This is a genomic window from Enterobacter sp. Ap-867 (assembly GCF_011752855.1).
In the GTDB taxonomy this organism is placed as follows: domain Bacteria; phylum Pseudomonadota; class Gammaproteobacteria; order Enterobacterales; family Enterobacteriaceae; genus Cedecea.
This window is the reverse complement of sequence record NZ_VWWS01000001.1, coordinates 632,238-657,971: the sequence shown is the minus strand read 5'-3', so window position 1 is coordinate 657,971 and position 25,734 is coordinate 632,238. Positions and strand designations below refer to the sequence as shown.

The 25,734-nt window shown below is 47.7% G+C and carries 28 protein-coding genes and 1 other annotated feature; of the genes, 9 read left to right on the top strand and 19 right to left on the bottom strand.

Going from position 1 to position 25,734, the window contains the following annotated elements:
* Window positions 1–9: 9 nt before the first annotated feature.
* The 5 genes from F3J26_RS03005 to F3J26_RS02990 all read right to left on the bottom strand — a co-directional run bounded on the left by F3J26_RS03005 (window position 10) and on the right by F3J26_RS02990 (window position 3,570).
* Window positions 10–1,374, bottom strand: coding sequence for an APC family permease (locus F3J26_RS03005; RefSeq protein WP_166872643.1), 1,365 nt, complete (start codon window positions 1,372–1,374; stop codon window positions 10–12).
* Window positions 1,364–1,426 carry a hypothetical protein gene (locus F3J26_RS22815; RefSeq protein WP_494493252.1) on the bottom strand — a complete coding sequence of 21 codons (63 nt, stop codon included), beginning with the start codon at window positions 1,424–1,426 and terminating at the stop codon, window positions 1,364–1,366. Before F3J26_RS22815 ends, F3J26_RS03005 begins: the two co-directional genes overlap by 11 nt.
* 102 nt (window positions 1,427–1,528) lie before the next feature.
* On the bottom strand, window positions 1,529–1,765 hold the full coding sequence (locus tag F3J26_RS03000; RefSeq protein WP_166991324.1) for a hypothetical protein: 237 nt from the start codon (window positions 1,763–1,765) through the stop codon (window positions 1,529–1,531).
* A gap of 36 nt (window positions 1,766–1,801) precedes the next feature.
* Window positions 1,802–2,716: a LysR substrate-binding domain-containing protein gene (locus tag F3J26_RS02995; protein ID WP_008455025.1), complete on the bottom strand. Its 915-nt coding sequence runs from the start codon at window positions 2,714–2,716 to the stop codon at window positions 1,802–1,804.
* 26 nt (window positions 2,717–2,742) lie between these two features.
* On the bottom strand, window positions 2,743–3,570 hold the full coding sequence (locus F3J26_RS02990) for an SDR family oxidoreductase (RefSeq protein ID WP_166991322.1): 828 nt from the start codon (window positions 3,568–3,570) through the stop codon (window positions 2,743–2,745).
* Window positions 3,571–3,770: 200 nt separating this feature from the next.
* On the opposite strand from F3J26_RS02990, the gene hisL reads away from it, so the two are divergent.
* From hisL to hisIE, 9 genes are all read left to right on the top strand, one after another.
* Window positions 3,771–3,821 carry a his operon leader peptide gene (gene hisL / locus F3J26_RS02985; RefSeq protein ID WP_126358378.1) on the top strand — a complete coding sequence of 17 codons (51 nt, stop codon included), beginning with the start codon at window positions 3,771–3,773 and terminating at the stop codon, window positions 3,819–3,821.
* Window positions 3,797–3,919 (top strand) — a sequence feature (His leader region). Its footprint overlaps the gene before it by 25 nt.
* Window positions 3,920–3,956: 37 nt before the next feature.
* The gene (gene hisG / locus F3J26_RS02980) at window positions 3,957–4,856 is read left to right on the top strand and encodes an ATP phosphoribosyltransferase (RefSeq protein WP_008455029.1); all 900 of its coding nucleotides are present in this window, start codon (window positions 3,957–3,959) and stop codon (window positions 4,854–4,856) included.
* A 4-nt stretch (window positions 4,857–4,860) separates the two neighbouring features.
* Window positions 4,861–6,168, top strand: a complete 1,308-nt coding sequence (gene hisD / locus F3J26_RS02975; RefSeq protein ID WP_166991319.1) for a histidinol dehydrogenase — start codon at window positions 4,861–4,863, stop codon at window positions 6,166–6,168.
* A complete protein-coding gene (hisC, locus tag F3J26_RS02970) occupies window positions 6,165–7,247 on the top strand; it encodes a histidinol-phosphate transaminase (protein ID WP_166991315.1) in 1,083 nt (360 codons plus the stop codon). Before hisD ends, hisC begins: the two co-directional genes overlap by 4 nt.
* Window positions 7,244–8,311 carry a bifunctional histidinol-phosphatase/imidazoleglycerol-phosphate dehydratase HisB gene (gene hisB, locus F3J26_RS02965; protein ID WP_166991312.1) on the top strand — a complete coding sequence of 356 codons (1,068 nt, stop codon included), beginning with the start codon at window positions 7,244–7,246 and terminating at the stop codon, window positions 8,309–8,311. The genes hisC and hisB overlap by 4 nt, the downstream gene beginning before the upstream one ends.
* Window positions 8,311–8,901: an imidazole glycerol phosphate synthase subunit HisH gene (gene hisH, locus F3J26_RS02960; protein ID WP_039295104.1), complete on the top strand. Its 591-nt coding sequence runs from the start codon at window positions 8,311–8,313 to the stop codon at window positions 8,899–8,901. Before hisB ends, hisH begins: the two co-directional genes overlap by 1 nt.
* Window positions 8,902–8,904: 3 nt before the next feature.
* Window positions 8,905–9,642 (top strand): 1-(5-phosphoribosyl)-5-[(5-phosphoribosylamino)methylideneamino]imidazole-4-carboxamide isomerase, encoded by a 738-nt coding sequence (gene hisA / locus F3J26_RS02955; RefSeq protein ID WP_166991309.1) that lies wholly within the window; start codon window positions 8,905–8,907, stop codon window positions 9,640–9,642.
* Complete coding sequence (gene hisF, locus F3J26_RS02950) at window positions 9,624–10,400, top strand: imidazole glycerol phosphate synthase subunit HisF (protein ID WP_166991306.1); 777 nt, start codon at window positions 9,624–9,626, stop codon at window positions 10,398–10,400. Before hisA ends, hisF begins: the two co-directional genes overlap by 19 nt.
* Entirely contained in the window at window positions 10,394–11,005 is a 612-nt protein-coding gene (gene hisIE / locus F3J26_RS02945) for a bifunctional phosphoribosyl-AMP cyclohydrolase/phosphoribosyl-ATP diphosphatase HisIE (RefSeq protein ID WP_008455044.1), read from the top strand. The genes hisF and hisIE overlap by 7 nt, the downstream gene beginning before the upstream one ends.
* A gap of 58 nt (window positions 11,006–11,063) precedes the next feature.
* On the opposite strand, the gene wzzB is transcribed toward hisIE, so the two are convergent.
* From wzzB to F3J26_RS02875, 14 genes are all read right to left on the bottom strand, one after another.
* Entirely contained in the window at window positions 11,064–12,059 is a 996-nt protein-coding gene (gene wzzB / locus F3J26_RS02940) for an LPS O-antigen chain length determinant protein WzzB (protein WP_166991303.1), read from the bottom strand.
* 232 nt (window positions 12,060–12,291) lie between these two features.
* Window positions 12,292–13,701 (bottom strand): NADP-dependent phosphogluconate dehydrogenase, encoded by a 1,410-nt coding sequence (gene gnd / locus F3J26_RS02935; protein ID WP_166872614.1) that lies wholly within the window; start codon window positions 13,699–13,701, stop codon window positions 12,292–12,294.
* Between the two features lie 148 nt (window positions 13,702–13,849).
* Entirely contained in the window at window positions 13,850–14,860 is a 1,011-nt protein-coding gene (galE, locus tag F3J26_RS02930) for a UDP-glucose 4-epimerase GalE (RefSeq protein WP_166991300.1), read from the bottom strand.
* A 96-nt stretch (window positions 14,861–14,956) separates the two neighbouring features.
* The gene (locus F3J26_RS02925) at window positions 14,957–16,063 is read right to left on the bottom strand and encodes a glycosyltransferase (RefSeq protein ID WP_166991297.1); all 1,107 of its coding nucleotides are present in this window, start codon (window positions 16,061–16,063) and stop codon (window positions 14,957–14,959) included.
* Between the two features lie 2 nt (window positions 16,064–16,065).
* A complete protein-coding gene (locus F3J26_RS02920; protein WP_008455051.1) occupies window positions 16,066–17,211 on the bottom strand; it encodes an EpsG family protein in 1,146 nt (381 codons plus the stop codon).
* A gap of 1 nt (window position 17,212) precedes the next feature.
* On the bottom strand, window positions 17,213–18,100 hold the full coding sequence (locus tag F3J26_RS02915) for a glycosyltransferase (RefSeq protein ID WP_166991294.1): 888 nt from the start codon (window positions 18,098–18,100) through the stop codon (window positions 17,213–17,215).
* 2 nt (window positions 18,101–18,102) lie between these two features.
* Window positions 18,103–19,092 carry a glycosyltransferase gene (locus F3J26_RS02910; RefSeq protein ID WP_166991291.1) on the bottom strand — a complete coding sequence of 330 codons (990 nt, stop codon included), beginning with the start codon at window positions 19,090–19,092 and terminating at the stop codon, window positions 18,103–18,105.
* Entirely contained in the window at window positions 19,073–20,356 is a 1,284-nt protein-coding gene (locus tag F3J26_RS02905; RefSeq protein ID WP_166991289.1) for an oligosaccharide flippase family protein, read from the bottom strand. The genes F3J26_RS02910 and F3J26_RS02905 overlap by 20 nt, the downstream gene beginning before the upstream one ends.
* 229 nt (window positions 20,357–20,585) lie before the next feature.
* The gene (locus F3J26_RS02900; protein ID WP_008455057.1) at window positions 20,586–21,689 is read right to left on the bottom strand and encodes a DegT/DnrJ/EryC1/StrS family aminotransferase; all 1,104 of its coding nucleotides are present in this window, start codon (window positions 21,687–21,689) and stop codon (window positions 20,586–20,588) included.
* A gap of 3 nt (window positions 21,690–21,692) precedes the next feature.
* The gene (locus tag F3J26_RS02895) at window positions 21,693–22,151 is read right to left on the bottom strand and encodes an acyltransferase (protein ID WP_008455058.1); all 459 of its coding nucleotides are present in this window, start codon (window positions 22,149–22,151) and stop codon (window positions 21,693–21,695) included.
* Entirely contained in the window at window positions 22,152–22,547 is a 396-nt protein-coding gene (locus F3J26_RS02890; protein WP_166991286.1) for a WxcM-like domain-containing protein, read from the bottom strand.
* An 8-nt stretch (window positions 22,548–22,555) separates the two neighbouring features.
* Window positions 22,556–23,419 carry a glucose-1-phosphate thymidylyltransferase RfbA gene (gene rfbA, locus F3J26_RS02885; RefSeq protein WP_008455060.1) on the bottom strand — a complete coding sequence of 288 codons (864 nt, stop codon included), beginning with the start codon at window positions 23,417–23,419 and terminating at the stop codon, window positions 22,556–22,558.
* A complete protein-coding gene (rfbB, locus tag F3J26_RS02880) occupies window positions 23,419–24,492 on the bottom strand; it encodes a dTDP-glucose 4,6-dehydratase (RefSeq protein WP_166991283.1) in 1,074 nt (357 codons plus the stop codon). The genes rfbA and rfbB overlap by 1 nt, the downstream gene beginning before the upstream one ends.
* A 28-nt stretch (window positions 24,493–24,520) precedes the next feature.
* Window positions 24,521–25,537 (bottom strand): glycosyltransferase, encoded by a 1,017-nt coding sequence (locus F3J26_RS02875; protein ID WP_166991280.1) that lies wholly within the window; start codon window positions 25,535–25,537, stop codon window positions 24,521–24,523.
* Window positions 25,538–25,734 lie beyond the last annotated feature (197 nt).

Here is a 25,734-nt window from a genome sequence, read left to right as displayed (position 1 = left end):
CGAAACTGATTAAGCGATGTCTTCGTTGTACTGAGGCACCGGGTTACGGAAACTGCGGGTCACGCAGGCCACGTAAATCAGGCCGATCGCACCCCAAATCAGGCCGAGAATCATCGAGCTTTGTTCCAGGTTAATCCACAGCGCACCCACGGTCAGGGCACCAATCGTCGGCAGAACCAGGAAGTTCAGGTGATCTTTGAACGTCTTGTTGCGCTTTTCGCGGATCCAGAACTGCGAGATAACCGACAGGTTAACGAAGGTAAAGGCAACCAGTGCACCGAAGTTAATCAGCGCGGTGGCGGTAACCAGGTCAAAGTCGATAGCCATCAGCGCAACTGCGCCCACCAGCAGCACGTTGAACGCCGGGGTACGCCATTTCGGATGAATATACCCAAAGAAGCGGTTCGGGAACACGCCGTCACGACCCATCACGTACATCAGGCGGGAAACGCCAGTGTGCGCGGCCATACCGGAAGCCAGTACGGTAATGGTGGAGAAGATCAGCGCGCCAACCTGGAAGGCTTTACCCGCCACAAACAGCATGATTTCCGGCTGAGACGCATCCGGATCCTTGAAGCGAGAGATATCCGGGAAGTACAGTTGCAGGAAATAGGTGGAGACGATGAAGATCAGGCCACCAATCAGCGCGGTCAGGAAGATAGCGCGCGGAATCACACGCTCGGCGTTCTTGGTCTCTTCAGACAGGTTGCTGATGCCGTCAAACCCGGTAAACGAGAAGCACAGGATTGTCGCGCCGGTAATCATCGGCACAATATGCGCGTTCTCGGACCAGAACGGCTTGCTGCTTGTCAGCGTACCCGCACCTTCACCGCCCGCAACGCCGTACACCACCATTCCCATGATTACCGCAATCAGCAGAATCTGCAGGATAACGATGATGCTGTTGAAGTTGGCGACAGTTTTAACGCTGCGCAGGTTAGAAACGGTCATAAAGCCGACCAGCACGACCACGAAGATCCAGGACGGCACCTCAGGCACCAGCGCTTCAAAGTAGATTTTTGCCAGCAGGATGTTAATCATCGGCGCGAACAGGTAGTCCAGCAGCGACGACCAGCCCACCATAAAACCGACCAGCGGGTTAATGGATTTTTGGGCGTAGGTATAAGCGGAACCCGCAGACGGGAAACGACGCACCAGCTTGCCATAGCTCAGCGCGGTGAACAGGATCGCCACCAGAGCAAAGGCATAAGCCGTCGGCACATGGCCATCGGTCATCCCGGAAACAATACCGAAAGTATCAAACAAGGTCATCGGCTGCATGTAGGCAAGGCCCATCATGACTACCGGTACCAGCGTCAGGGTCTTACGCAGACCTGGGCGGGTGTTTGCACCTGCGGTGACGTTAAGCGACATGGTTGTTTCCCTCAGTGGAGAAAGCCTGCGCAAAAGCAAAAATCTGCCCCATCTTAATTTCCTCGGCGACACGACTGTCGTTTTTTAAAAGCTAGTATCTATCCGGTACGAAGCCCGGCCTCTTGGTTTTTTTGGCAAATGCCGTTTGTCTGACTTAATTGATTGCAAAAAAATAACCGACGTCTCTTAAACGTCGGTTAGTTTTCTCTTTTGCAGGCCGCGTATTTTGCACCATACGAAGGCACAATGACAAGATGTTAAAGCCATCTTTGGCAATTTCTTTTTCAGCGCCTGGCGGAAGTAAAAACTCCCACATCCAGCACGGCAGAAGAAGATAATCCCGTTCCGGCACATCGCTGCCATAACGCACTGCCTGACTGCCATTCAACATAGCCAGGTTAGTAAAATTCCGCCAGTCAAAAAGGCACTATTTTTCTACTGGCATATACACCTGGGCGATATGCGGGTCGGCGACGATTTTTTCTCGCCACCATTCGCTGGCAAGCCCGGCCGTTTGCTCATTCCAGCCAATCCAAACCGGTACATAAGGCACCTGCCCCGCAACCTGTTTTTCCACCAGCGCACCACTCTCAATATAGCGCTGCGCCATATAGCGCGGCATATACCCGCAGCCAATGCCGCTGATTTGCAGCTCGAGCTTGGTTTTGAAATCAAACACGGTGATCGCCTCCTGCTCTTCAAGCAAATGCAGCGCTCGGGCGGACTCGATTCTGGAGGTGTCTCCGACGACCACCGCCCGGGACTGCTTAACCAGCCGTCTGGGCAGTGGCTCCTCCGCTTTCGCCAGCGAATGATGTGGGGCGACAACAAAGACGATCTCCAGCCGGCCCAGAAGCGTAAAGCCAAAACCGCTCAGCGAAGGCGGCTCGCTCATCGCCCCGACAATAATGTCCGCCCGCCCTTCCGTGAGCGCCTCCCACGAGCCGCCAAGCACATCGTTGATAAATTTTAGCCGCGTTACGCTGTAGCTTTGATAGAACGCCTCGATTAAGGGCGTCAGCAGGGAAAAGGGAAAGGCATTGTCCACGCCGATGGTGAGTTCGTGTTCCCAGCCCTGCTGGAGTTTGATCGCCTGCTTTTCCAGCTCGCGTACCGAATGCAGAATTTCCCTGCCTTTTTCCAGCAGGAGCTGGCCGGTTCGCGTAAAGCGCGCCCGGTGGCCGCTGCGGTCGAGGATTTGAATATTGAGGTCGCTTTCCAGCTTTTGCACGCTGTAGCTCAGCGCCGAAGGGGTTTTAAAGAGCTTTGCCGCCGCCGCAGCAAAACTCCCCTCTTTATCCAGCGCATCGAGAATGATCAGGACCTCCAGCAAAGGTTTCATACTCACTCCCGGGTGTGCGGCTGAATTTACTGCATAGGCATAAGCAGCGGATTAGGATATTGATAGTCGAAGCCTAGCTCATTACAGATGCGGCTGCCGTCAATCAGCTTACCGTGGCCGGTTGCCGTGTCTTTACGGAACGACGGGGCCTCAAGGCCAATTTGCCGCGCCATAAGCGAATAGAATTCTTCCCGCGTTGGGTGGGCCGGAGCACAAAGATTATAGACTCGCCCGCCTTTAGGTGCCTGAAGCAGCAGCGTGATGGCCGAAATCACATCTTCCAGATGCACGAGATTTACGCCGTGCTGCCCGTTTGCCACGTCCCTTTTCCCCGCTAAAAAACGCCCAGGATGGCGTTCCGGCCCCACCAGCCCCGCGAGGCGGAGGATATCCACGGACGTCCCCGGGAGTTTGTGCAGCCAGTCTTCCAGCTCTTTAAGCACTTTCCCGCTGGCGGTGACAGGTTTAAGCGGGGACGTCTCTTTTACGCTACCCTCGCCTTCCCCATACACGGAGGTCGAGCTGGTAAAAATAATGCGCGGCACGGAATGCGCCAGCGCGCTGTCGACTATTTCCTGCACCGCCTGCAGATAAAAATCATCGCCTTCTCCAGTGCGACGGGCGGGCAGCGTCACCACTAACGCGTCAACGTTCAGCAGCGCTTCCAGGTCTTCACTGTCGCAAACCAGTTCCGGCTGCAGATTCAGCTGATAACTTTCGATCCCGCACATGCGAGCTGCTTCTACGCCATCCTGCGTGGTTTTGCTGCCGGTGACCTGATAACCACGCGCTGACAATGAGAGCGCCAGCGGCATACCCAACCACCCCAACCCGACTATTGCGACCCTTTTCATGCCTTGTCTCCTGACCTTGCAGCATTATCTTCTGAAGAGTGAATTTAGCTCTCCGTTAAGGCTACGCCACCCGGGCAGAACTGACAATTCCCTCAGCCTTACAGAATATTAATCAGCGAGGAAAAAACCCCTTGCGCTCGGTGCGTCATCTGGTTTACGTTAATTGGCACATAATGAATAGTCATTCATACGAGAATTTTATGACACGCGCTCAGTTTAAAAACCACCATCATCACCATCACCCTGACTAGTCTTTCAGGCGATTGGTGCTGGGAGACGAAAAGATCTTCCAGTGGTGCGTGAACGCGAGAAAAAGCCCCCGGAAGATATCTTCCGGGGGCTTTTTTATTGGGCGTCAGACAGGAATTGATAAGGGGTAACTACCGATGACCGACAACAACCGTTTACGCATAGCTATGCAGAAATCTGGCCGTCTTAGCGATGATTCACGCGAATTACTCGCCCGCTGCGGCATAAAAATTAACCTGCACACCCAACGCCTGATTGCGCTGGCCGAAAACATGCCCATCGACATTCTGCGCGTGCGTGATGACGACATTCCAGGGCTGGTGATGGACGGCGTCGTGGACCTCGGTATCATCGGTGAAAACGTGCTCGAAGAAGAGCTGCTGACGCGCCGCGCCCAGGGCGAAGATCCGCGTTATTACACGCTGCGTCGCTTGGACTTTGGCGGCTGCCGCCTGTCGTTGGCCACCGCCGTAGACGAGCCGTGGGATGGCCCGGCCAGCCTCAACAACAAACGCATTGCGACCTCTTACCCGCACCTGCTGAAGCGTTACCTCGACCAGAAAGGCGTGCAGTTTAAATCCTGCCTGCTGAACGGCTCGGTGGAAGTGGCCCCGCGCGCCGGTCTGGCCGATGCCATCTGCGACCTGGTGTCTACCGGCGCAACCCTTGAAGCCAACGGGCTGCGTGAAGTCGAAGTTATCTACCGTTCCAAAGCCTGCCTGATCCAGCGTGACGGCGAAATGCCGGCAGCCAAGCAGCAGCTGATCGACAAACTGCTGACCCGTATCCAGGGCGTGATTCAGGCTCGCGAGTCCAAATACATCATGATGCACGCGCCAACCGAGCGCCTGGATGAAGTGATTGCCCTGCTGCCAGGCGCCGAGCGTCCAACCATTTTGCCGCTGGCCGGCGATCAGCAGCGCGTGGCGATGCACATGGTGAGCAGCGAAACGCTGTTCTGGGAAACCATGGAAAAACTGAAAGCGCTGGGTGCCAGTTCCATTCTGGTGCTGCCGATTGAGAAGATGATGGAGTGATGTGATGAGCAACTTCAACACGCTGATTAACTGGAACGACTGCGACGAAGGCGCGCGACGCGCGCTGCTAATGCGCCCGGCTATCTCCGCTTCGGACAGCATCACTCGCACCGTGGCGGAAATCCTGAACAACGTTAAAAGCAACGGCGATGCCGCCCTGCGTGAATACAGCGCGAAGTTCGATAAAACTGAAGTGAAGCAGCTGCAGGTCACTCAGCAGCAAATCGATGAAGCCGTCGCGAGACTCGGCAGCGAGATTAAAGAGGCGATGGCCGTGGCCGTCGCTAACATCGAAAAATTCCACCTCGCGCAGCAGCTTGCCCCGGTGGATGTGGAAACCATGCCCGGCGTGCGTTGCCAGCAGGTGACTCGCCCTGTAGCCTCCGTGGGCCTGTACATTCCCGGTGGATCCGCCCCGCTGTTCTCCACCGTGCTGATGCTGGCCACGCCTGCCCGCATTGCTGGCTGCAAAAAAGTCGTCCTTTGCTCCCCGCCGCCAATTGCCGATGAGATTCTCTACGCGGCCCAGCTTTGCGGCGTACAGGAAGTGTTTCAGGTCGGCGGCGCCCAGGCTATTGCCGCGCTGGCGCTAGGCACAGAAAGCATTCCGAAAGTGGACAAGATTTTTGGGCCTGGCAACGCCTTCGTCACCGAAGCAAAGCGCCAGGTCAGTCAGCGTCTCGACGGCGCAGCTATTGATATGCCTGCTGGCCCATCGGAAGTGCTGGTGATCGCCGACAGCGGCGCCACGCCTGATTTTGTCGCCTCCGACCTGCTTTCTCAGGCGGAACACGGCCCGGATTCTCAGGTGGTTCTGCTGACCCCGGACAGCACCATGGCCCTGGCCGTTGCCGATGCCGTTGAGCGCCAGCTTGCCGCCCTGCCGCGCGCAGAAACCGCACGCAAAGCGCTGGAAAGCAGTCGCTTAATTGTTGCCCGTGATTTAGCGCAGTGCATTGAGATTTCCAACCAATACGGTCCAGAGCATCTGATCATTCAGACCCGCAACGCCCGTGAACTGGTGGACGATATTACCAGCGCAGGCTCGGTATTTCTGGGCGACTGGTCGCCGGAATCCGCCGGGGATTATGCCTCCGGGACAAACCACGTCCTGCCGACCTACGGTTACACCTCCACCTGCTCAAGCCTCGGGCTGGCGGACTTCCAGAAGCGCATGACCGTGCAGGAGCTGTCTCCGCAGGGTTTTGCTTCTCTGGCAAAAACCATTGAAACCCTGGCCGCCGCCGAGCAGCTGACCGCCCACAAAAACGCCGTTACCCTCCGCGTCGCCGCCCTGAAGGAGCAAGCATGAGCCTCGAAGAGTTAGCCCGCGCCAACGTTCGCGCCCTGACCCCATATCAGTCTGCCCGCCGCCTGGGCGGGAACGGCGACGTCTGGCTGAACGCCAACGAATACCCAACGCCGGTAGAGTTCCAGTTAACCGCGCAGACGCTGAACCGCTACCCGGAGTGCCAGCCAAAGCAGGTCATCGCCAACTATGCCAGCTACGCAGGCGTGAAGCCTGAGCAGGTTTTGGTGAGCCGCGGCGCGGATGAAGGTATCGAACTGCTGATTCGCGCGTTCTGCGAACCGGGCAAAGACGCGATTCTCTATTGCCCGCCGACCTACGGCATGTACACCGTCAGTGCCGAAGCCTTTGGCGTAGAGTGCCGCACCGTGGCCACGCTGGATAACTGGCAACTGGATCTTCCGGCGATTGCAGAGAACCTCGACGGCGTAAAAGTTGTTTATGTTTGCAGCCCAAACAACCCAACCGGCCAGTTGATTAATCCGCAGGATCTGCGCGCGCTGCTGGAAATGACCCGCGATAAAGCGCTGGTCGTTGCCGATGAAGCCTATATCGAGTTTTGCCCCCAGGCGACGCTGGCAGGCTGGCTTCAGGAATATCCCAACCTGGTCGTACTGCGGACGCTCTCCAAAGCATTTGCGCTTGCAGGCCTGCGCTGCGGATTTACGCTGGCGAATGAGGAAGTGATCAACCTGCTGCTAAAAGTCATCGCCCCTTACCCGCTTTCTACACCGGTAGCTGACATCGCCGCCCAGGCGCTAAGCCCGCAGGGCATCAACGCGATGCGTGAGCGCGTGGCCGAAGTGCTGCTTAATCGCCAGTATCTGATCAATGAGCTGAAAAGCGTCCCTTGCGTTGAGCAGGTTTTCGACAGCGAAACCAACTACGTCATCGCCAGAATGACCGCCTCCAGCGCAGTCTTTAAATCACTGTGGGATCAGGGCATTATCTTACGTGACCAGAATAAACAACCGACGTTAAGCGGCTGCCTGCGCATCAGCATCGGCACGCGAGAAGAGTGCCAGCGCGCCATTGAGGCGCTGCGTCAGCAACCCGGCCTGCAGGCCACGGAGAGCAAATGAGCCAGAAAGTACTTTTTATTGACCGCGACGGGACCCTGATTTCCGAGCCACCGAGCGATTACCAGGTCGACCGCATGGAGAAACTCGCCTTTGAGCCTGCGGTGATCCCGGCTCTGCTGCAGCTGCAAAAGGCGGGTTACCGTCTGGTGATGATCACCAACCAGGACGGCCTGGGTACCGCCAGCTTCCCTCAGGCCGATTTCGACGGCCCGCACAACCTGATGATGCAGGTGCTGACCTCACAGGACATTCTTTTTGATGAGGTGCTGATTTGCCCTCACCTGCCAGCGGACAACTGCGACTGCCGCAAGCCGAAGCTGGCGCTGGTCACTGGCTACCTGCAGGACGGCGTGCTGGATAAAGCCAATAGTTACGTGATTGGCGACCGCGCCACGGACATTGAGCTGGCCGCAAACATGGGCATTCAGGGCCTGCGCTACAACAGCGATGGCCTGGACTGGAAGCAAATCGCCGAGAAACTCACTAAGCGCGATCGCTACGCCCACGTGGAGCGCAACACCAAAGAAACGCAGATTGACGTGAAGGTGTGGCTGGATCGTGAAGGCGGCAGCAAGATCGCCACCGGCGTCGGTTTCTTTGATCACATGCTGGACCAGATCTGCACCCACGGCGGCTTCCGCATGGAGATCGCGGTGAAAGGCGATTTATACATCGACGATCACCACACCGTGGAAGATACCGGTCTGGCGCTGGGCGAAGCGCTGAAGCTGGCGCTGGGCGACAAACGTGGCATCACCCGCTTTGGCTTTGTGCTGCCGATGGACGAATGCCTCGCCCGCTGCGCGCTGGATATCTCCGGCCGCCCGCACCTCGAATATAAAGCCGAGTTCAACTACCAGCGCGTGGGCGATCTCAGCACCGAAATGGTGGAACACTTCTTCCGCTCGCTCTCTTACACCATGGGCGTGACGCTGCACCTGAAGACCAAAGGCAAGAACGATCACCACCGCGTGGAGAGCCTGTTTAAAGTCTTTGGCCGCACCCTGCGCCAGGCGATTCGCGTAGAGGGCGATACGCTCCCCTCCTCGAAAGGAGTGCTCTGATGAACGTGGTGATCCTCGACACGGGCTGCGCCAACCTGCATTCGGTGAAATCGGCCATTCAGCGCCACGGCTATGAGCCGCTGGTCAGCCGTGACCCGGACGTGGTGCTGCGCGCCGATAAGCTTTTTCTGCCGGGCGTAGGCACCGCGCAGGCGGCCATGAACCAAATCATCGAGCGCGATTTGGTGGAGTTGATTAAAGCCTGTACCCAGCCCGTGCTGGGTATTTGCCTGGGAATGCAGCTTCTCGGCAGCCGCAGTGACGAAAGCCACGGCGTGGAAATGCTGGGCATTATCGACCAGCCGGTATTGCAGATGAAAGACTTCGGCCTGCCGCTGCCGCACATGGGCTGGAACCGTGTTTACCCGAAGGCGGGCGACCGCCTGTTCCGCGGCATTGAAGACGGGGCGTATTTCTACTTCGTTCACAGCTACGCGATGCCGGTCTGCGAAAACACCATCGCCCAGGCAAACTACGGTGAAGCCTTCACCGCGGCGGTGCAAAAAGATAATTTCTGGGGCGTTCAGTTCCACCCCGAACGTTCCGGTGCGGCTGGGGCTCAGCTGCTGAAAAACTTTCTGGAGATGTAGACGATGATCATTCCGGCTCTTGATTTAATTGACGGCAACGTGGTGCGTCTCCATCAGGGAGATTACGGCCAGCAGCGTGACTACGGCAGCGATCCGCTTCCGCGTTTACAGGATTATCAGGCTCAGGGTGCGGAAGTGCTGCACCTCGTTGACCTGACCGGGGCTAAAGATCCGGCGGCCCGCCAAATTCCTCTGCTGCAAAAACTGCTGGCTGGCGTGAGCGTGCCGGTTCAGGTTGGCGGCGGTGTGCGTACCGAGCAGGACGTTGAGGCCCTGCTGGATGCGGGTGCCGCTCGCGTGGTGGTTGGCTCCACCGCGGTGAAATCTCCGGCGCTGGTACAAAGCTGGTTTAAACGCTTTGGCGCCGATGCTCTGGTGCTGGCGCTGGACGTGCGCATTGATGCCGAAGGTAACAAACAGGTTGCGGTGAGCGGCTGGCAGGAAACCTCCGGCACCACGCTGGAACAGCTTGTCGATGAGTTCCTGCCGTTTGGCCTCAAGCATGTGCTGTGCACCGACATCTCTCGCGATGGCACGCTGGCAGGCTCAAACGTCGAACTTTATCAGGAAGTGTGCGCGCGCTTTCCGCAGGTCGCCTTTCAGGCTTCAGGCGGTATTGGCGGGCTGGATGATATTGCCGCCCTGCGCAACAGCGGCGTGAAAGGCGTGATTGTTGGGCGCGCGCTTCTGGAAGGTAAATTTAACGTGAAGGAGGCGATTTCATGCTGGCAAAACGGATAATCCCTTGCCTGGACGTGCGTGACGGCCAGGTCGTGAAAGGCGTGCAATTCCGTAATCACGAAATCATCGGCGACATCGTGCCGCTGGCGCAGCGCTATGCTCAGGAAGGCGCAGACGAACTGGTGTTTTATGATATCACCGCCTCGAGCGATGGCCGCGTGGTAGACAAAAGCTGGGTGACTCGCGTGGCGGAAGTGATCGATATTCCTTTCTGCGTGGCGGGCGGGATTAAATCCGTTGAGGATGCCGCGCAAATCCTGTCGTTCGGGGCGGATAAGATTTCCATTAACTCCCCTGCCCTGGCCGATCCTGAGCTTATCACTCGCCTGGCGGACCGCTTCGGCGTGCAGTGCATCGTGGTCGGCATTGATACCTGGTTTGACGCAGAAACCGGCAAATACAACGTGAATCAGTACACCGGCGACGAAAGCCGTACCCGCGTAACAAAGTGGGAAACGCTGGATTGGGTGCAGGAAGTGCAGAAGCGCGGCGCCGGGGAAATCGTCCTGAATATGATGAACCAGGATGGCGTGCGTAACGGCTATGACCTGACGCAACTGAATAAAGTGCGTGAAGTGTGTCACGTGCCGCTTATCGCCTCCGGTGGCGCAGGCACCATGGAACACTTCCATGAGGCCTTCCGCGATGCGGACGTTGACGGCGCTCTGGCAGCTTCCGTGTTCCATAAGCAAATTATCAATATTGGTGAACTGAAGGCGTTTCTGGTTCAGCAAGGCGTGGAGATTCGAGTGTGTTAACAGAACAACAGCTAGCCCAGCTGGACTGGGAAAAAACCGATGGCCTGATGCCGGTTATCGTTCAGCACGCGGTGTCCGGTGAAGTCCTGATGCTCGGCTATATGAACCAGGACGCGCTGGCAAAAACCCAGGAAAGCGGCAAAGTGACCTTCTTCTCGCGCACCAAACAGCGCCTGTGGACTAAAGGTGAAACGTCAGGCCATTTCCTGAACGTGGTACGTATTGCGCCAGACTGCGATAACGACACGCTGCTGGTGCTGGTGAACCCCATCGGCCCAACCTGCCACCTCGGCACCTCAAGCTGCTTTGGGGATACTCACCACGACTGGCTTTTCCTGTTTGAACTTGAACAGTTGCTGGCCTCGCGGAAAACTGCCGATCCCGCCAGTTCCTATACCGCCAAACTGTACGCCAGCGGCACCAAGCGTATTGCGCAGAAAGTGGGCGAAGAAGGCGTGGAAACCGCGCTGGCAGCAACCGTGAACGATCGTCACGAACTGACCAACGAAGCTTCTGACTTGATGTATCACCTGCTGGTGCTGCTGCAGGATCAGGATTTGGACTTGAGTACGGTGATTGAGAATTTACGGGCCCGGCATAAATAAGCCCTGGAACAGATGTCAAAAAGGCCGCTAATGCGGCCTTTTTGTTTTTTTAGCAAGCTTAGGCTGCTGATTTATAGTTACGCAGCGCGTTTCGCCCCAGGACATAGCCCGAGCCGACAATAATGCCCAACAAGGCGGCAAGCACCAGCGTCAGGCCTTTTTTCGGGCTGTCTTTACGCACCGGCAAAGTTGCCTTCATGACATACCGAAACGCATAGGTCGTTTCCGGCGTCGATTTTAATTCACTCACCGCAAGGAGCGACTGACGGGCGTTAAAATATGAGTTATCTAAAGGCAGCGGACGGGACGCTTCGTTCTTGATCATCGAAGAAAGCGCCTCGCTTCCCAGAACAAACAGCGTATCTTCAGACATTGTTTCAGCCTGTGAAACGGCAGGCTTAGTAATATTAGATTGCTGAGCCACCAACAGCGCCTGGTTCAGCTCATCCAGACGCTTTTGCTGTTTCTCCTTAGCAACTTTTTCTTTTGTGGCGAGCAGGTCTTTTAAATCGCTTATTTTTGCGTCAACGGAAGTTTTAAGGTCATCATCCAGCTCAGCGACAGTCCGCTTATTAATCTGCTGGAGATAAGTATTCAGTGTTGTCTGCGCCTGCTCAGCAGAACTCGCCACATAGCTAATCTTGAGCGGCAGCGGTTGATCCTTTCCGGCGGGTTCTATGGTCAGTTTTTCTGGTATTTGCTGATTGGCCAACTGCTCAGAGAGGGCCGAAATGGCAGAGTTGAATCGCCCAAAATAACGCTGTTGGATCTCGGCCAGCGAGGGCACAGCCTCTGGAGACTGGGCATTAAGAACGCTCATGGCATTGCTGTAGTTCGAAATCTGACCGGTATCCGGGAGCGTAACTATCGCCTCAGAAGTCCATTTTTCTGTTGCAAAAATGAGATAAGCAATAGCGATTAAGATGGCTAAAATCATTGCTGCCGCAATGGCGATTTTGCCTCGCCATAGCTGGATAAGAAGATCAATTAAATCAATATTTTCCTGTTGATTGCTGGTGTGTTCTTTCGCCACATTTAAGTCAGCTCGATTCATAATTGCCTTTGAAAAAATAATGAGAACAGCTTCGTATATTCATCAGATTTATAGTATAGAAAGATTGTAGGCAAAAGACCTTAATGATTTGTAAGGAAAAGATCGGAATTTGCTGAAAAATCAGCACAGAGACCGAATGCCAAAAAATCACAAAAATAAGCTGTGTGATATTTGACCAGATCTCAAATGTAAAAAAGGCCCTCGAAGGGCCTTTTATCTGAACGTGAAAAGATCAGTCAAGCCACTCGGTGTGGAAGACGCCCTCTTTGTCCGTGCGCTTATAGGTATGCGCCCCGAAATAGTCACGCTGCGCCTGAATCAGGTTAGCCGGCAGCACTGCTGCACGGTAGCTGTCGTAGTAGGCAATGGCTGCGGAGAAGGTCGGCGTCGGGATACCGTTCTGTACCGCGTAAGAAATCACATCACGCAGAGCCTGCTGGTAATCGTCGGCAATCTTCTTGAAGTAAGGGGCCAACAGCAGGTTCGCAATAGCTGGCGTTTCAGCATAGGCATCGGTGATTTTCTGCAGGAACTGAGCACGAATGATGCAGCCCGCACGGAAAATCTTCGCAATTTCACCGTAGTTCAGATCCCAGTTATTCTCTTCAGACGCGGCACGCAGCTGGGAGAAGCCCTGAGCATAAGATACGATTTTGCCCAGGTACAGTGCGCGACGAACTTTCTCGCTGAACTCAGCTTTGTCACCGGTGAAGGGCTTGGCCTGCGGGCCACTCAGCACTTTAGACGCCGCTACACGCTGCTCTTTCAGGGAAGAGATATAACGCGCGAACACGGATTCGGTAATCAGAGACAGCGGCTCGCCGAGATCCAGAGAGCTCTGGCTGGTCCATTTCCCGGTACCTTTGTTGGCCGCTTCATCCAGGATCACATCGACAAGATATTTACCCTCTTCATCTTTTTTAGTAAAGATGTCCTTGGTGATGTCGATCAGGTAGCTGCTCAGCTCGCCTTTGTTCCACTCGGTGAAGGTTTCAGCCAGCTCTTCGTTGGAGAGATCCAGGCCATGCTTCAGCAGGGAGTAGGCCTCTGCAATCAGCTGCATGTCACCGTATTCGATGCCGTTATGAACCATTTTAACGTAGTGGCCAGCGCCATCAGGACCGATGTACGTTACGCAAGGCTCGCCGTCTTCCGCAACCGCAGCAATTTTGGTCAGGATTGGCGCAACCAGCTCGTAAGCGTCTTTCTGGCCGCCAGGCATGATAGATGGGCCTTTCAGGGCGCCCTCTTCACCGCCGGAAACACCGGTCCCGATGAAGTTAAAGCCTTCAGCAGACAGGTCACGGTTACGACGAATAGTGTCCTGGAAGAAAGTGTTCCCGCCATCAATAATGATGTCGCCCTTATCGAGGTAAGGCTTCAGGGAGTCGATGGCAGCATCGGTACCTGCGCCCGCTTGCACCATCAAAAGAATGCGACGTGGTGTTTCGAGGGACTCAACGAACTCTTTTACGGTGTAGTAAGGAACAAGTTTCTTGCCCGGGTTCTCTGCGACAACTTCTTCAGTCTTCTCACGGGAGCGGTTGAATACGGAAACGGTATAACCACGGCTTTCGATGTTCAGCGCCAGGTTGCGCCCCATCACGGCCATACCCACAACGCCGATCTGCTGCTTGGACATTACATACTCCTGTCAGGTGTGCTCACCGCGCCCTACACGCGGCTCTAAATGTGGCTTTGATGTTAACTCACTCTGCGAAAAATAGGTAAACTTTGCTGCGTGAAGTCGCACGTAGTGCACTATCAGACCAGATTCTGCTCAATGGCTATCATTCGTAACCGTTCGGATTCGTTTTCTGCCAATGCCATGAATCCCTGACCATATCATCAAGATTTCTGGTTGCTGACCAGTTCAGCTCTTTTAAAGCGAGACTTGGGTCTGACCAACATTCAGCGATATCTCCAGGCCTGCGTCCGGCAAAAACATAGGGGATAGGTCGCTCAATAACGCGTTCATAAGCTTCAATCAGGTCAAGTACAGAGTAGCCAATACCCGTCCCCAGATTGTATGTTTTACAGCCACCGGTCTCCATATGCTGTAATGCCGCAATGTGCCCTTCGGCTAAATCCATTACGTGGATATAATCTCGCACGCCGGTTCCATCTTTAGTCAGGAAATCATTACCGTAGACCGAGACTTGTTGCAACTTACCCACCGCAACCTGGCTAATGTAAGGCACCAAATTATTTGGAATACCATTAGGATCTTCGCCAATAAGTCCGGACTTGTGAGCCCCAACAGGATTGAAATATCTTAATATTGTAATGTCGAAATCAGGAGTAGCTTTTGCTATATCTTGCAAAATCTGTTCAACCATCAACTTAGACGTTCCGTAAGGATTGGTTGTACCACCAATTTTTGAACATTCAGATAATGGAACAGATTCCGGTTGGCCATATACTGTCGCTGAAGAGCTAAAAATGAATTTCTTAACATTGAAGTTATTCATTTCTTCGAGCAATACTATGCTTCCTGACACATTATTATCATAATAGCTAAGCGGCTCACGCACAGACTCACCAACAGATTTAAGCCCAGCGAAGTGAATAACACTATCAATTTTATGGCCACAAAATATTTTTTTTAGTAACTCGCGATCACGCACGTCACCGTCATAATTGACAAAATCAGCACCTGTTATTTTTTTAACACGACGCAAGGACTCAGAAGAAGAATTGTAAAAATTATCTAACACAACAACTTCATAGCCTTGCTCAAGAAGGCACAGGACCGTATGCGAACCGATATAACCAGCCCCACCCGTTATCAATACTGCCATTTTGTTGCCTCAGATTTTAATATAAAAAAACAAATCTAGCTCATGCTTTTTTTGGCTATTTATAGCAATCATATAAAAAGCCAAATTTTGGACTGGCTAGTTTTTCTTTGATTCCGTTTTATCAAAGAAAATTTTCATCCATTGATCAGTGATAAAGTCAATCGAGAAATTATCTTCAATGTGTTTTCTATTTCTACATTTAATATCAGCTCTACTATTCGGTGGAAGATTCATGATCTCATGAATCTTTTTGGCGAGAGCTTTAGAATCAGAAATAGGGACCACAAACCGTTCATCGCCTATAACCTCAGCTACACCACCAGAGTTAGTACCCACGACGAGACATTCAGATGACATTGCTTCAGCCGCAACCAACCCAAAACCTTCCCATTTAGATGAAGAGACAAATATGTCACATGCGGAGTAATATTGTGACACATCATTGAGACTTCCCAGCAAGGAAACACGTGATGCAACATCTAACTCATGAATAATCCGCTCAATATCTACGCGGAGTTCTCCATCGCCAATGATAACAAGCTTATAGTTTACAGGCAGTATTTTAAAAGCATGAAGGAGATTAGGGTAATCTTTTGCGTCAGTCAGTCTTCCAACCGCAAGAATAAGTTTTTCATCAGTAAGAATAGAGAGTTGGTCGCGCAGATGTTCATGAGCGTTATTATCAAATTTAAACTCATCCGTGTTCACACCGTTATAAACAGCAATGGACTTAAGAGCAGAAAAAGCCTTTTTTTTAATAAACTCATCCAAAGCCTCTTTACTGACATTTGTTGTAACATCGCAAAGAAAATCTGTCATACGATAAGTCAGCATTCTAATTTTACCACCCTCATTTTTGCTATGGGCAGTGCAAACTAGTTTAAACTTATTTCTACAGAACAAGCGAGTTATTCTTGCCATAATATTCGCGTGAAACATATGGCTATGAACAATGTCAGGAGCGAAATCTTTAATTATTTTGGCAAGCCTAAACACAGCAGCAATAAATCCAAGCGGACTTTTGTTCATTCCAAGATTTATTATATTGATACCAGTGCGAGGTGTAACTTCAACAGGTCCGGTAAGGCTAACAATTTCAACTTCATTGTTTTTTTCAAGATACTTGTCAGCAAGCAATGAAACTTGTTTTTCCGCACCACCTATGCCCAGCCCGGTAATAACCAACATTATTTTCTTATTCATGATCAGTAAGTCGCTTCTAATGTTTTACTAAATTTTTCGTGTGCCAGAGATTCGACATAACCTTTATCAAACAAACTTATAAACCTTAGGTCCATTGTGGTGAAGTTAATGGGTGCCTGAGCATTTCTGAAATAAGACGAAAGATTAATTGCCAGCATGAAGAAAACAAAAATAGATAAAAATAATGTATTGTACGTACGTATCGCGAACATGCGCCTGTGCGACGTCGGTGATATGATGCAAAAAACATATATCGCCAGGAAAAAGAATATAAAACTCACACGAGCAAGGAATGTTATGCTGCCGCTAAAAAAATGAACAACGGCACCAAGGAAAACCAACCTTGTCAAGAGTCTGATATTTTCGTGGCGGTCAATGGTTTTTCTATAACAGAAATAGATAACAATAAAGACAAGGTCAATTATGTTAAGCCATCCGATAGTCAAACTAATTGGATGCATTTCCATGTAGATGGAAATTTTTCTAAAAATAAGGTTAAATCCCGACAATTCATTGATTATCGCGGTACCTAAAAACATGAACGCAACAGCACCACCGATAAAAAACAAAGTACTGATCATAAATTTACCATGCTCTCTAATGGACGCTAGCATTACGGCAGGGATAATGATCAAGGAAGAAACGTGAAACAAAGACCCTAAAATTGAAAGCATAATGAACTTTCTAAAATTGTGATCTTCGTTATAATTAAGCACTGCATAAAAAACAATAATACAGGCTAAAAACTGCCTCAACTGCTCAAGTATTAAATTATAGCCGAATAACAATAATAGACAGCACCAAAATAATGGTTTATTAACCTGATAAGCCGCAAGTACCCTCGATAACAAACCAAAACAAATGAAATACCAGACAAGAATGACAAGTCCAAAATTGTTATTGAAAATGAACAACATTGCCTTGAATGATAAAACAAATCCTGGTTCAAAGGATATGTATGGATTATTCTCATATAAAATCTTTAAATAGTATATACTCCAGTCTACTCCATTTAAATAATATGCTGAGAATAATAAACTAAACATAATACAACAAAGAACACTCAGCATCGCTTTGGAGCGGTAGTTAAATTTCTCCCAGATCAACGAGAGCAATAGCATTGGAGTAGAAAGAAGCAAAACAAACATTTTATTTTTTTACCCTTTCATAAAGATAAATCAATAAATTAATGGGGTTCATCACTTTAAGAATCCGATATTTTTTACCTTTTGATACGCAGTACAGATTGAACTTGTGATGAAGATAACTAAGACAATTTCCGCTATCCCACCTTCTGGAGTTAACTTTCATTAAATCGCTTAAAAGTATTTTCCCGATGGCAGAAGTTCCCGATGAGGTAACTTGATTTGCGTGAATGCGATATAAAACGCTCGTGTACTCGAAAAACAATACGTTGATATTATTGTCGATAAACTTTAGCCATAGAGGTAAATCTTCTAATAACTTAAAATGTGTATCAAACCCTGAAAAGTGCTTCTTATTTATGAATGCACCGGGCGCCACATTATTAAAATGGATCATCGACAATTTGGCTTTCAGCCATGAAGGTTTTAATTGAATGACATCTTTGGTCCATGCCAATGGATAACGCTGTGGTTTTTCTACATGCAGACCAAACGTTTCAAAATAAGTAAATACTGCTCCTAATCTCTCAGTATTCTTGAGCCTCTCAAGTCTGGAAACAAAATTTTGGATGGCATCGGGCAAAAGCAGATCGTCAGAGCCAAGACACTTAATCCAGTCCCCTTTAATACTAGGTAATGCATTATTAAAGTTGGTAGTTATGCCATTATTTTTTTCACTTGGAATAAGCGTGCAATCAACACCAGGATGTGTTGTTTTCTTTTCCTCACACCAATCGCTAATAATGTTTACACTATTGTCTGTTGAACAATCATCTACAATAATAATTTCAATTTTTTTATATGATTGGTTGATACATGACTCTAGCGTTTCACGTATATAATTTTCAGCATTGAATGATGCAATGATAATTGAAATAAGTGGATTTTTCATGCTTACCTAAAAAATAGCTTTAATATAATAAGTTGCAGTCTTGATTTACGACTTAAGATGAATTCATATTTTCTTTGCGCATTGATAACCTGCAAAGTAGACTCTTTCAATGCGTTTCGCCAGGCTATTCGGGCATCCTTAGAGAATTGTTTATGCCAGCTTAGATAACGTCTAAAAACTCCCCACTGGGTACTAATAATTAACGTATATGCCGCAGCATCAAATTTATCTTCACAACATATTTTAGGTTCTTTTAAAATCTGTTGAAGAATAAATGCGTTATGGATAACCTTATAATAATTTTCGTTTACACGACGAGTTGTTGACTGCATGTTGTTGACAAAAAAATATTTCGCGTCAGAGAAGGTTATTTTTTTTGCTAAGCCGAATGAAATACGACTGACGATTTCGTCGTTATTTAATAAGTTAACATGATTATTGTTATATTTATTATAAATATTATATGCCTGTAAAATTATTTCTTTTTTGTAAATACCAAATGCATGTATCCCCCAGATAGAAATACTGTTCGCCAGAGCATCCTTACCGCATACAGATTTTTTATCAGTATAATATGAAAACTTGCCGGAAATCTCTGAGCCAAGCTCGTTAACATAGCATAAATCAAATAGAGAAATATCAACTTCTGGACAATTGATAAAAGATTGCATTGCCAATTCGAGTGAATTATTTGCAAGTCCATCATCGCAATCAACAATAGCAACATAATCTCCAGTTGCTGCCATGATTCCGTTTTCTCTGGCTCTTGCGGCTCCCATATTACTCTGTTGCAATAAATTTATTTTAAAATTTTCAGAATGAAAATTCTTGGCTAAATGCACCGTATTATCAATAGAACCATCATCAACAATAACTACCTCAAAATCACTTATTGTCTGTTGTTCAAATTGCTTTAAGATTTTTATAATATTTTTTTCTTCATTGTACGCAGGTACAATTACACTGAGCGGGTTACTTTGATGCGATTTCATTACTTATAACCCTCTTCATGTGCCATAGGTATATTATCATTGTCGCGATCAAATAGAATGAATAGGTTATACAATAAGAAATACTTACGCCTTCAAGCCCAAAGGGAACGATTAAAAACTTGACTAATAATGGAAACAATATAGAAAATGATATTTCCAGGACTGCATTAATTTTAAAATAGCCTTTAGCCAAAAGAATGGTAGCAAAGAGCCAGCTCGATATTCTTAAAAAATCACCAATATTTTGGAATAGAAATAAACTTTTAGCCGTAGAAAAGTCTTTCGTGAATAAAATGCTAATAATCAAATCTTTCAATAAAAAGATACTTATCGCCATCACGAAAGCAAGCGGAATAACAATCACAACCCCGGATTTTAAAACTGAAATATAGTCTTTGAATGTCTTTGCTGCTGCTGTTTTAGGAAAATAATATACAGTCAATGCTGTTGTGAGAACGGCAAGATAAGCTTCTGATATTTTGGATACTGCCTGCCAATTCCCTGCATCTTCAATTGAAAAATTATTCGTCAATATCGTTCTGACAACAATAAGCGATATCGGTCCCGTTAAGGCACCAATGACCCCCATCAGAAAATACTTTCTCATCTCAGATAAATGATGTTTCGGTACCTGACCTAGCCAATATACTAACCTAAACCATGGTCTTTTTATAATAATAGTCAGAAGCAGGATGCCCGCAATAGCATTATTCAAAGCTGCGGCGAGCAGGGCTCCCTTGAGTCCCATGAAATAAACTAGTGCGGTCATTGACAAAAGTGCTGCAGCAATTGCAAGCACATTAGCAAGAAAGAATCGGTTGTATTCACCTAAGCCATTAAGTACACCGAGAAATAAATTGTTGATTATATTTAATGGCAATACCATTAATGCCACTATAATCAGCCAATAGAGCTCTTTACTCTGGAATAGTAAATTCGAAATATTTCCAGAAAAAAGAACACCAACGGTGATAATAAAGCAACAGGCTATTATTGAAAGTTTGATTGATGCACGCCAGTAGGGTTGGGCTTTATCATAATCGCTTTTATTCTCGGCTGAGTAACGATTTACCCCCTGGGATACCTGTGAAGAAATAAAGCCATTAACAAAAGTAACAAAGTTCTGTAACTGTCCAAGGTTAGCAATGCCAGCAGGACCCGTATATATTGCAACTACTTTTGATATGAGTAAACCGCAAATCAAACGAAAACATGTTACAACGCCACTAAGAATAGTAACTTTGGCAAAATTCATTTTTTCCATTTTACATCACTTTTAATACAGGTTTAGCACTGGTTATTTATCTCTTGTATTTCATCATTAGATAATGAATAAGAAATATAGACAGTGTGACGTTACCCACTAAACGCTAGCTTCAGTACTCTGCTTGAAAAATAAAAAGCGTATGCTATTCGCAGAAACGTGTGGCGTTGTAAAAGAAAAGGCTGTCACCAAAAGCATGTACAGCCAATCGCGTTATAATTATTGATATTTAGACGGAAAATGAATTAATGGTTCTAATAATGAAGTCCACATCACTGTCGGATAGATTAGGATCCATTGGCAAGGACAGAACCTGACGATGAATGCTCTCAGTTATTGGCAGCTCTAAATGACTGTACTGTTTATAAGCTTGCTGATGATGAGGAGGAATCGGATAATGAATTAATGTTTGAATCCCATTCTCAGTCAGATATTGTTGTAATGCTTCTCTATGTTTAGTCTGTATTACAAACAAGTGCCAAACATGTTCTTCATCAACGGATAGTGTTGGTAATTGAACATGAGAATTTTTTATCTCATTTAAATATTTATTGGCTATTTTTCTTCTTAATTCAGTCTCTTTATCAAGATAAGGCAGCTTAACACGCAGCATTGCTGCCTGTATTTCATCAAGGCGACTGTTGTAACCAATATAAATATTCTCATATTTTTTATGAGAGCCATAATTGCGCAGCGCTTTTAGTACACTAACCAACTCATCGCTATTCGTGGTGATAATACCTGCATCACCAAGTGCGCCTAAATTTTTCCCTGGGTAAAGGCTAAATCCTGACGCATCCCCCCACGCCCCCGCCTTCTTTCCACCGATAGAAGCACCATGTGACTGAGCACAGTCCTCTAACACCAGCAGATTATTCTCTTCGGCGAACCTCATGATTTCTGGCATAGGCGAAATTTGACCATATAAATGTACTGGTAAAATGGCTTTTACCCCATCATCCCAGGATTTAGATAGTCCATCATAGGTCATATTAAATGTACTACTATCCGGCTCAACCAGCACAGGAATTAGATTATTCTGCGTGATCGCCATTATAGAAGCTATATAAGTGTTCGCCGGGACCATGACCTTGTCATTATCTTTTAGCTTACCGAGTTCTTTCCATGCACGAAGAACCAAAATAAGGGCATCAAGACCGTTGGCAACGCCAATTGCATATTTTACATTACAATACTCTGCAAACTCAGACTCAAAAGCAGATAGCTCTTCGCCCTGTATATACCAGCCAGATTGAATAACACGTTCACAGGCTGACAATAATTCCTTTTCATATTTGTTATTGATTTGTTTAAGGTTTAGAAAATTAATCATTTTTTAATCCAATTTTTTGATGATCTTTGCAGGATTGCCAACCACTACTACATTATCTGGCACATCTTTTGTTACCACTGCTCCAGCGCCGACCATGCTATTCTCACCGATTGTGATTCCAGGCAAAATGGTAGCATTAGCACCTATTGATGCATTTTTTTTGATATGTATTTCTGGGTATTTTTCTAAATGAACCTGCGAGCGAGGAAATTTATCATTTGTAAATACAACACAAGGACCGATAAAGACATTATCTTCAATTGTAGTCCCATCCCAAATATATACACCAGATTTAACCGTAACATTATTGCCAATAGACACGTTGTTTTCTATAAGAGCATTAGCACATATATTACAATTTTCACCAATTTTTGCATTTTTCAGAATAACAACAAACTGCCAAACACGCGTACCTGTACCTATATTTTCACTCTGCACATCGCTGAGAGGATGAATATACATTTACGCCACCGTATTTTTGAACTGTTCATAATTCCGTATATAATCGGACTCATCATATACATCACTCGCTAAAACCATGAGAATGCAGTCTGGTGAATAGTCATACATTTCATGCCATATCATTGGCTCAATTAACAGGCCACAAGCTGGACTATCCAATAAAACATTAACCTTCTCTTTACCATCGTCTAAAAGGAATCGGCAGGAACCTTTTACAGGTATTGCTACCTGCGTTAATTCCTTATGGGCATGGAAGCCTCGTCTGATTCCTTCAAGTGTGTCAAACATATAATAGACGCGTTTAATTGGAAAAGGTATGTTTTTGGCTTCTTCGAGCGCGACAAGAGAACCACGCTCATCGCCGTGAATTTGTAATGGAATAAAATCGATTTTCATAAGATTTCTTATTTCAAAAGTTTTAATAAATACTGGCCATAATGATTTTTTTTCAGAAGCTCTCCCCTGGCACTTAATTCTTTATCGTCCATCCAGCCATTGCGCCAGGCAATCTCTTCAGGGCAAGCAACCATCATGCCCTGCCTCTTCTGAACGGTTTCAACAAAGCTACCGGCTTCAATTAGACTGTCATGTGTGCCAGTATCAAGCCACGCAAAACCGCGGCCAAGCTGTTCAACATTTAATTGCCCGCGCTTGAGATACTCATCATTTATTGCGGTTATCTCTAATTCTCCCCGCTCGGAGGGTTTTACATTTTTTGCGATTTCAATGACCGCGTTATCGTAGAAGTAAAGCCCGGTCACCGCCCAATGAGATTTCGGCTGGGAGGGTTTTTCTTCTATGGAAATAGCTTTGTTGTTTTCATCAAATTCGACCACGCCAAAGCGCTCAGGATCCATAACCTGATAACCAAAAACGGTTGCGCCTGTTTCACGCTGCGCCACGGCTTTTAATTTAGGGCTAAAACCTTGTCCAAAGAAAATATTATCGCCGAGCACAAGGCAAACCGAATCGTTGCCGATAAACTTCTCGCCAATAATAAATGCCTGCGCTAAGCCATCCGGTGTAGGCTGGACTTCATACGTCAGGTTAATGCCCAAGGCGCTGCCATCACCCAATAATCTAATGAAACTGTCTTGATCTTCCGGCGTGGTGATAATCAGGATGTCGCGAATTCCCGCCAGCATTAACACTGACAGCGGGTAATAAATCATCGGCTTATCATAAATCGGGAGTAGTTGCTTAGAGACGCCCATCGTTATTGGATACAAACGAGTGCCGGATCCTCCGGCCAGAATGATACCTTTCATTATTCCAATCCTAAGCGTTCACGTTGATAGCTGCCATCCTGGACGCGCTGGCACCATTTCTGATTTGCCAGATACCATTCCACCGTTTTACGGATCCCACTTTCGAAGGTTTCCTGTGGTTTCCAGCCCAGCTCAAGGCCAATTTTCTCGGCATCGATCGCGTAACGGCGATCGTGCCCCGGGCGATCGGCCACATAGGTGATCTGCTCGCGGTAGGAGCCTTCCTTTGGAACGATTTCATCCAGCAGACAGCAAATAGTTTCTACCACATCAAGGTTTTGCTTCTCGTTGTGGCCACCAATATTGTAGGTTTCGCCAATCTTACCCTGGGTCACCACAGTATACAGCGCCCGCGCGTGGTCTTCGACGTAAAGCCAGTCACGAATCTGGTCGCCTTTACCGTAAATCGGCAGCGGCTTACCTTCCAGCGCATTCAGAATAACCAGCGGGATCAATTTCTCAGGGAAATGATATGGGCCATAATTATTAGAACAGTTAGTAACGATAGTTGGCAGGCCATAGGTACGCAGCCAGGCGCGGACCAGGTGGTCGCTGGAGGCTTTAGAGGCAGAATATGGGCTGCTTGGCGCATAGGCTGTTGTTTCAGTAAACAGGGGTAATGTCTCGCCCTGCTCTACTTCATCTGGATGGGGAAGATCGCCATAAACTTCATCAGTGGAAATATGATGGAAGCGGAACGCTGCTTTTTTCTCGCCGCTCAGTTTAGACCAGTAGCGACGTGCGGCTTCCAGCAGGACATAAGTCCCAATAATGTTTGTTTCAACAAATGCCGCCGGGCCGGTAATAGAACGATCGACGTGACTTTCCGCTGCCAGGTGCATTACAGCATCGGGCTGATGCTGAGTAAAAATACGTTCGATTGCTGCGCTATCACAAATATCTGCTTGTTCGAAACAATAACGCTCATCAGCACTGACACTGGTTAGAGATTCAAGGTTACCAGCATAAGTTAACTTATCAACATTAACGACATGACTCTGCGTGTTTTTAATAATATGACGTACAACGGCAGACCCAATAAAGCCCGCTCCACCAGTGATTAGAATTTTCATTTCGACTCTACACTAATTACGTTTATGACTAAGACAAAATAAATTGCTTGTATGCATCTTTATAACTATTGAATTCAAATTTTTCTTTATCCTGCTGTGCATTAACAAGATAAACTTCATAATTATTTAGTATCTCCAGTAATTTTTCTTCTATATCTTTTTCATTATTAGATACTAATAATCCATTTTTTTTTATAACTTCATAGCAACCACCAACATCGCTTAGAAGCAAAGGTAAACCTGCGGTGTGTGCTTCTAATGCAGACATCGGGAGGCCTTCACTATCTGAAATAAGTGCAAAAACATCATACTCAGAATAATTACTGAAGTTTTTAACCTCACCTAAAAATTTGATGTTATTAAATTTCTCGTATTTTGCTGCTAACGCAGCCAGCCGATCGCCGGCACCCGCCACATCTAATTTAATATCCGGGTGTTTCGCAACAACCGACAGCAGAAGGTCGGGACGTTTTGGATGCGTTAGTCTTCCAACAAAGATTATTTTCTTTTCGTTGCTCTGTTTAATTCTGCTTTGCATTTTTGGCACAGAGTTGGTTAGATTAATTATCTTATTTTCATTAATACCAATTATATCCCTGGCCTTATCAGAGTCACTTTTTGAGACACACCAAACAGCGTCAGTTAAAACAGAAAGATACTTCTCAATCTTAATAAAGAGTGACTTTAATGTCCCACCATTATAGATACATGACCATCCATGAGATACATAAATGCATTTAAATCTGACAAACAGCTTTGCCATCCGACTGAAAATCCCGGCATTAGCTGAGCTTGCTATCATTACAGATATTTTTTCTTTTCTAATATATTTCAATAACCGAATATAACCTAAAAAGCTAAAGTGTTTTTTCAATTCAGGTAAAATAAAAACTTTATCGAAGTTCCCTTGCTCCGTTAACCATCCATGCTCTGATGTTATCAAATGAATTGAGGCATCATTTTTAATTAACTTCATCATCTCATTGGTCCAGCTTTGAGCTCCACCTATTTCAGATTTTGTAACAATAAACGCAATATTATTCATATATGATATAAGCTTCGGCAATTAGATGATATGACACAAACTCATGAGGAATGTCGAGAATGGTTGAATAAGCTTTTGATAAGAACACGCTACCGCCCCTGGCTCAACAGCTACCAGTGCACTGCAAACATGGGAGATCTCGTACCTTCCGGTACTGCGTATCAGAAATCGCCACGATTCTATATTTCACACAGCGA

Bases quoted from the DNA above. Each gene is read 5' to 3' on its own strand.
- F3J26_RS03005 (WP_166872643.1), bottom strand. From the start codon at position 1,374: ATGTCGCTTAACGTCACCGCAGGTGCAAACACCCGCCCAGGTCTGCGT.
- F3J26_RS03000 (WP_166991324.1), bottom strand. From the start codon at position 1,765: ATGTTGAATGGCAGTCAGGCAGTGCGTTATGGCAGCGATGTGCCGGAA.
- F3J26_RS02995 (WP_008455025.1), bottom strand. From the start codon at position 2,716: ATGAAACCTTTGCTGGAGGTCCTGATCATTCTCGATGCGCTGGATAAA.
- F3J26_RS02990 (WP_166991322.1), bottom strand. From the start codon at position 3,570: ATGAAAAGGGTCGCAATAGTCGGGTTGGGGTGGTTGGGTATGCCGCTG.
- hisG (WP_008455029.1), top strand. From the start codon at position 3,957: ATGACCGACAACAACCGTTTACGCATAGCTATGCAGAAATCTGGCCGT.
- hisD (WP_166991319.1), top strand. From the start codon at position 4,861: ATGAGCAACTTCAACACGCTGATTAACTGGAACGACTGCGACGAAGGC.
- hisC (WP_166991315.1), top strand. From the start codon at position 6,165: ATGAGCCTCGAAGAGTTAGCCCGCGCCAACGTTCGCGCCCTGACCCCA.
- hisB (WP_166991312.1), top strand. From the start codon at position 7,244: ATGAGCCAGAAAGTACTTTTTATTGACCGCGACGGGACCCTGATTTCC.
- hisH (WP_039295104.1), top strand. From the start codon at position 8,311: ATGAACGTGGTGATCCTCGACACGGGCTGCGCCAACCTGCATTCGGTG.
- hisA (WP_166991309.1), top strand. From the start codon at position 8,905: ATGATCATTCCGGCTCTTGATTTAATTGACGGCAACGTGGTGCGTCTC.
- hisF (WP_166991306.1), top strand. From the start codon at position 9,624: ATGCTGGCAAAACGGATAATCCCTTGCCTGGACGTGCGTGACGGCCAG.
- wzzB (WP_166991303.1), bottom strand. From the start codon at position 12,059: ATGAATCGAGCTGACTTAAATGTGGCGAAAGAACACACCAGCAATCAA.
- gnd (WP_166872614.1), bottom strand. From the start codon at position 13,701: ATGTCCAAGCAGCAGATCGGCGTTGTGGGTATGGCCGTGATGGGGCGC.
- galE (WP_166991300.1), bottom strand. From the start codon at position 14,860: ATGGCAGTATTGATAACGGGTGGGGCTGGTTATATCGGTTCGCATACG.
- F3J26_RS02925 (WP_166991297.1), bottom strand. From the start codon at position 16,063: ATGAATAAGAAAATAATGTTGGTTATTACCGGGCTGGGCATAGGTGGT.
- F3J26_RS02920 (WP_008455051.1), bottom strand. From the start codon at position 17,211: ATGTTTGTTTTGCTTCTTTCTACTCCAATGCTATTGCTCTCGTTGATC.
- F3J26_RS02915 (WP_166991294.1), bottom strand. From the start codon at position 18,100: ATGAAAAATCCACTTATTTCAATTATCATTGCATCATTCAATGCTGAA.
- F3J26_RS02910 (WP_166991291.1), bottom strand. From the start codon at position 19,092: ATGAAATCGCATCAAAGTAACCCGCTCAGTGTAATTGTACCTGCGTAC.
- F3J26_RS02905 (WP_166991289.1), bottom strand. From the start codon at position 20,356: ATGGAAAAAATGAATTTTGCCAAAGTTACTATTCTTAGTGGCGTTGTA.
- F3J26_RS02900 (WP_008455057.1), bottom strand. From the start codon at position 21,689: ATGATTAATTTTCTAAACCTTAAACAAATCAATAACAAATATGAAAAG.
- F3J26_RS02895 (WP_008455058.1), bottom strand. From the start codon at position 22,151: ATGTATATTCATCCTCTCAGCGATGTGCAGAGTGAAAATATAGGTACA.
- F3J26_RS02890 (WP_166991286.1), bottom strand. From the start codon at position 22,547: ATGAAAATCGATTTTATTCCATTACAAATTCACGGCGATGAGCGTGGT.
- rfbA (WP_008455060.1), bottom strand. From the start codon at position 23,419: ATGAAAGGTATCATTCTGGCCGGAGGATCCGGCACTCGTTTGTATCCA.
- rfbB (WP_166991283.1), bottom strand. From the start codon at position 24,492: ATGAAAATTCTAATCACTGGTGGAGCGGGCTTTATTGGGTCTGCCGTT.
- F3J26_RS02875 (WP_166991280.1), bottom strand. From the start codon at position 25,537: ATGAATAATATTGCGTTTATTGTTACAAAATCTGAAATAGGTGGAGCT.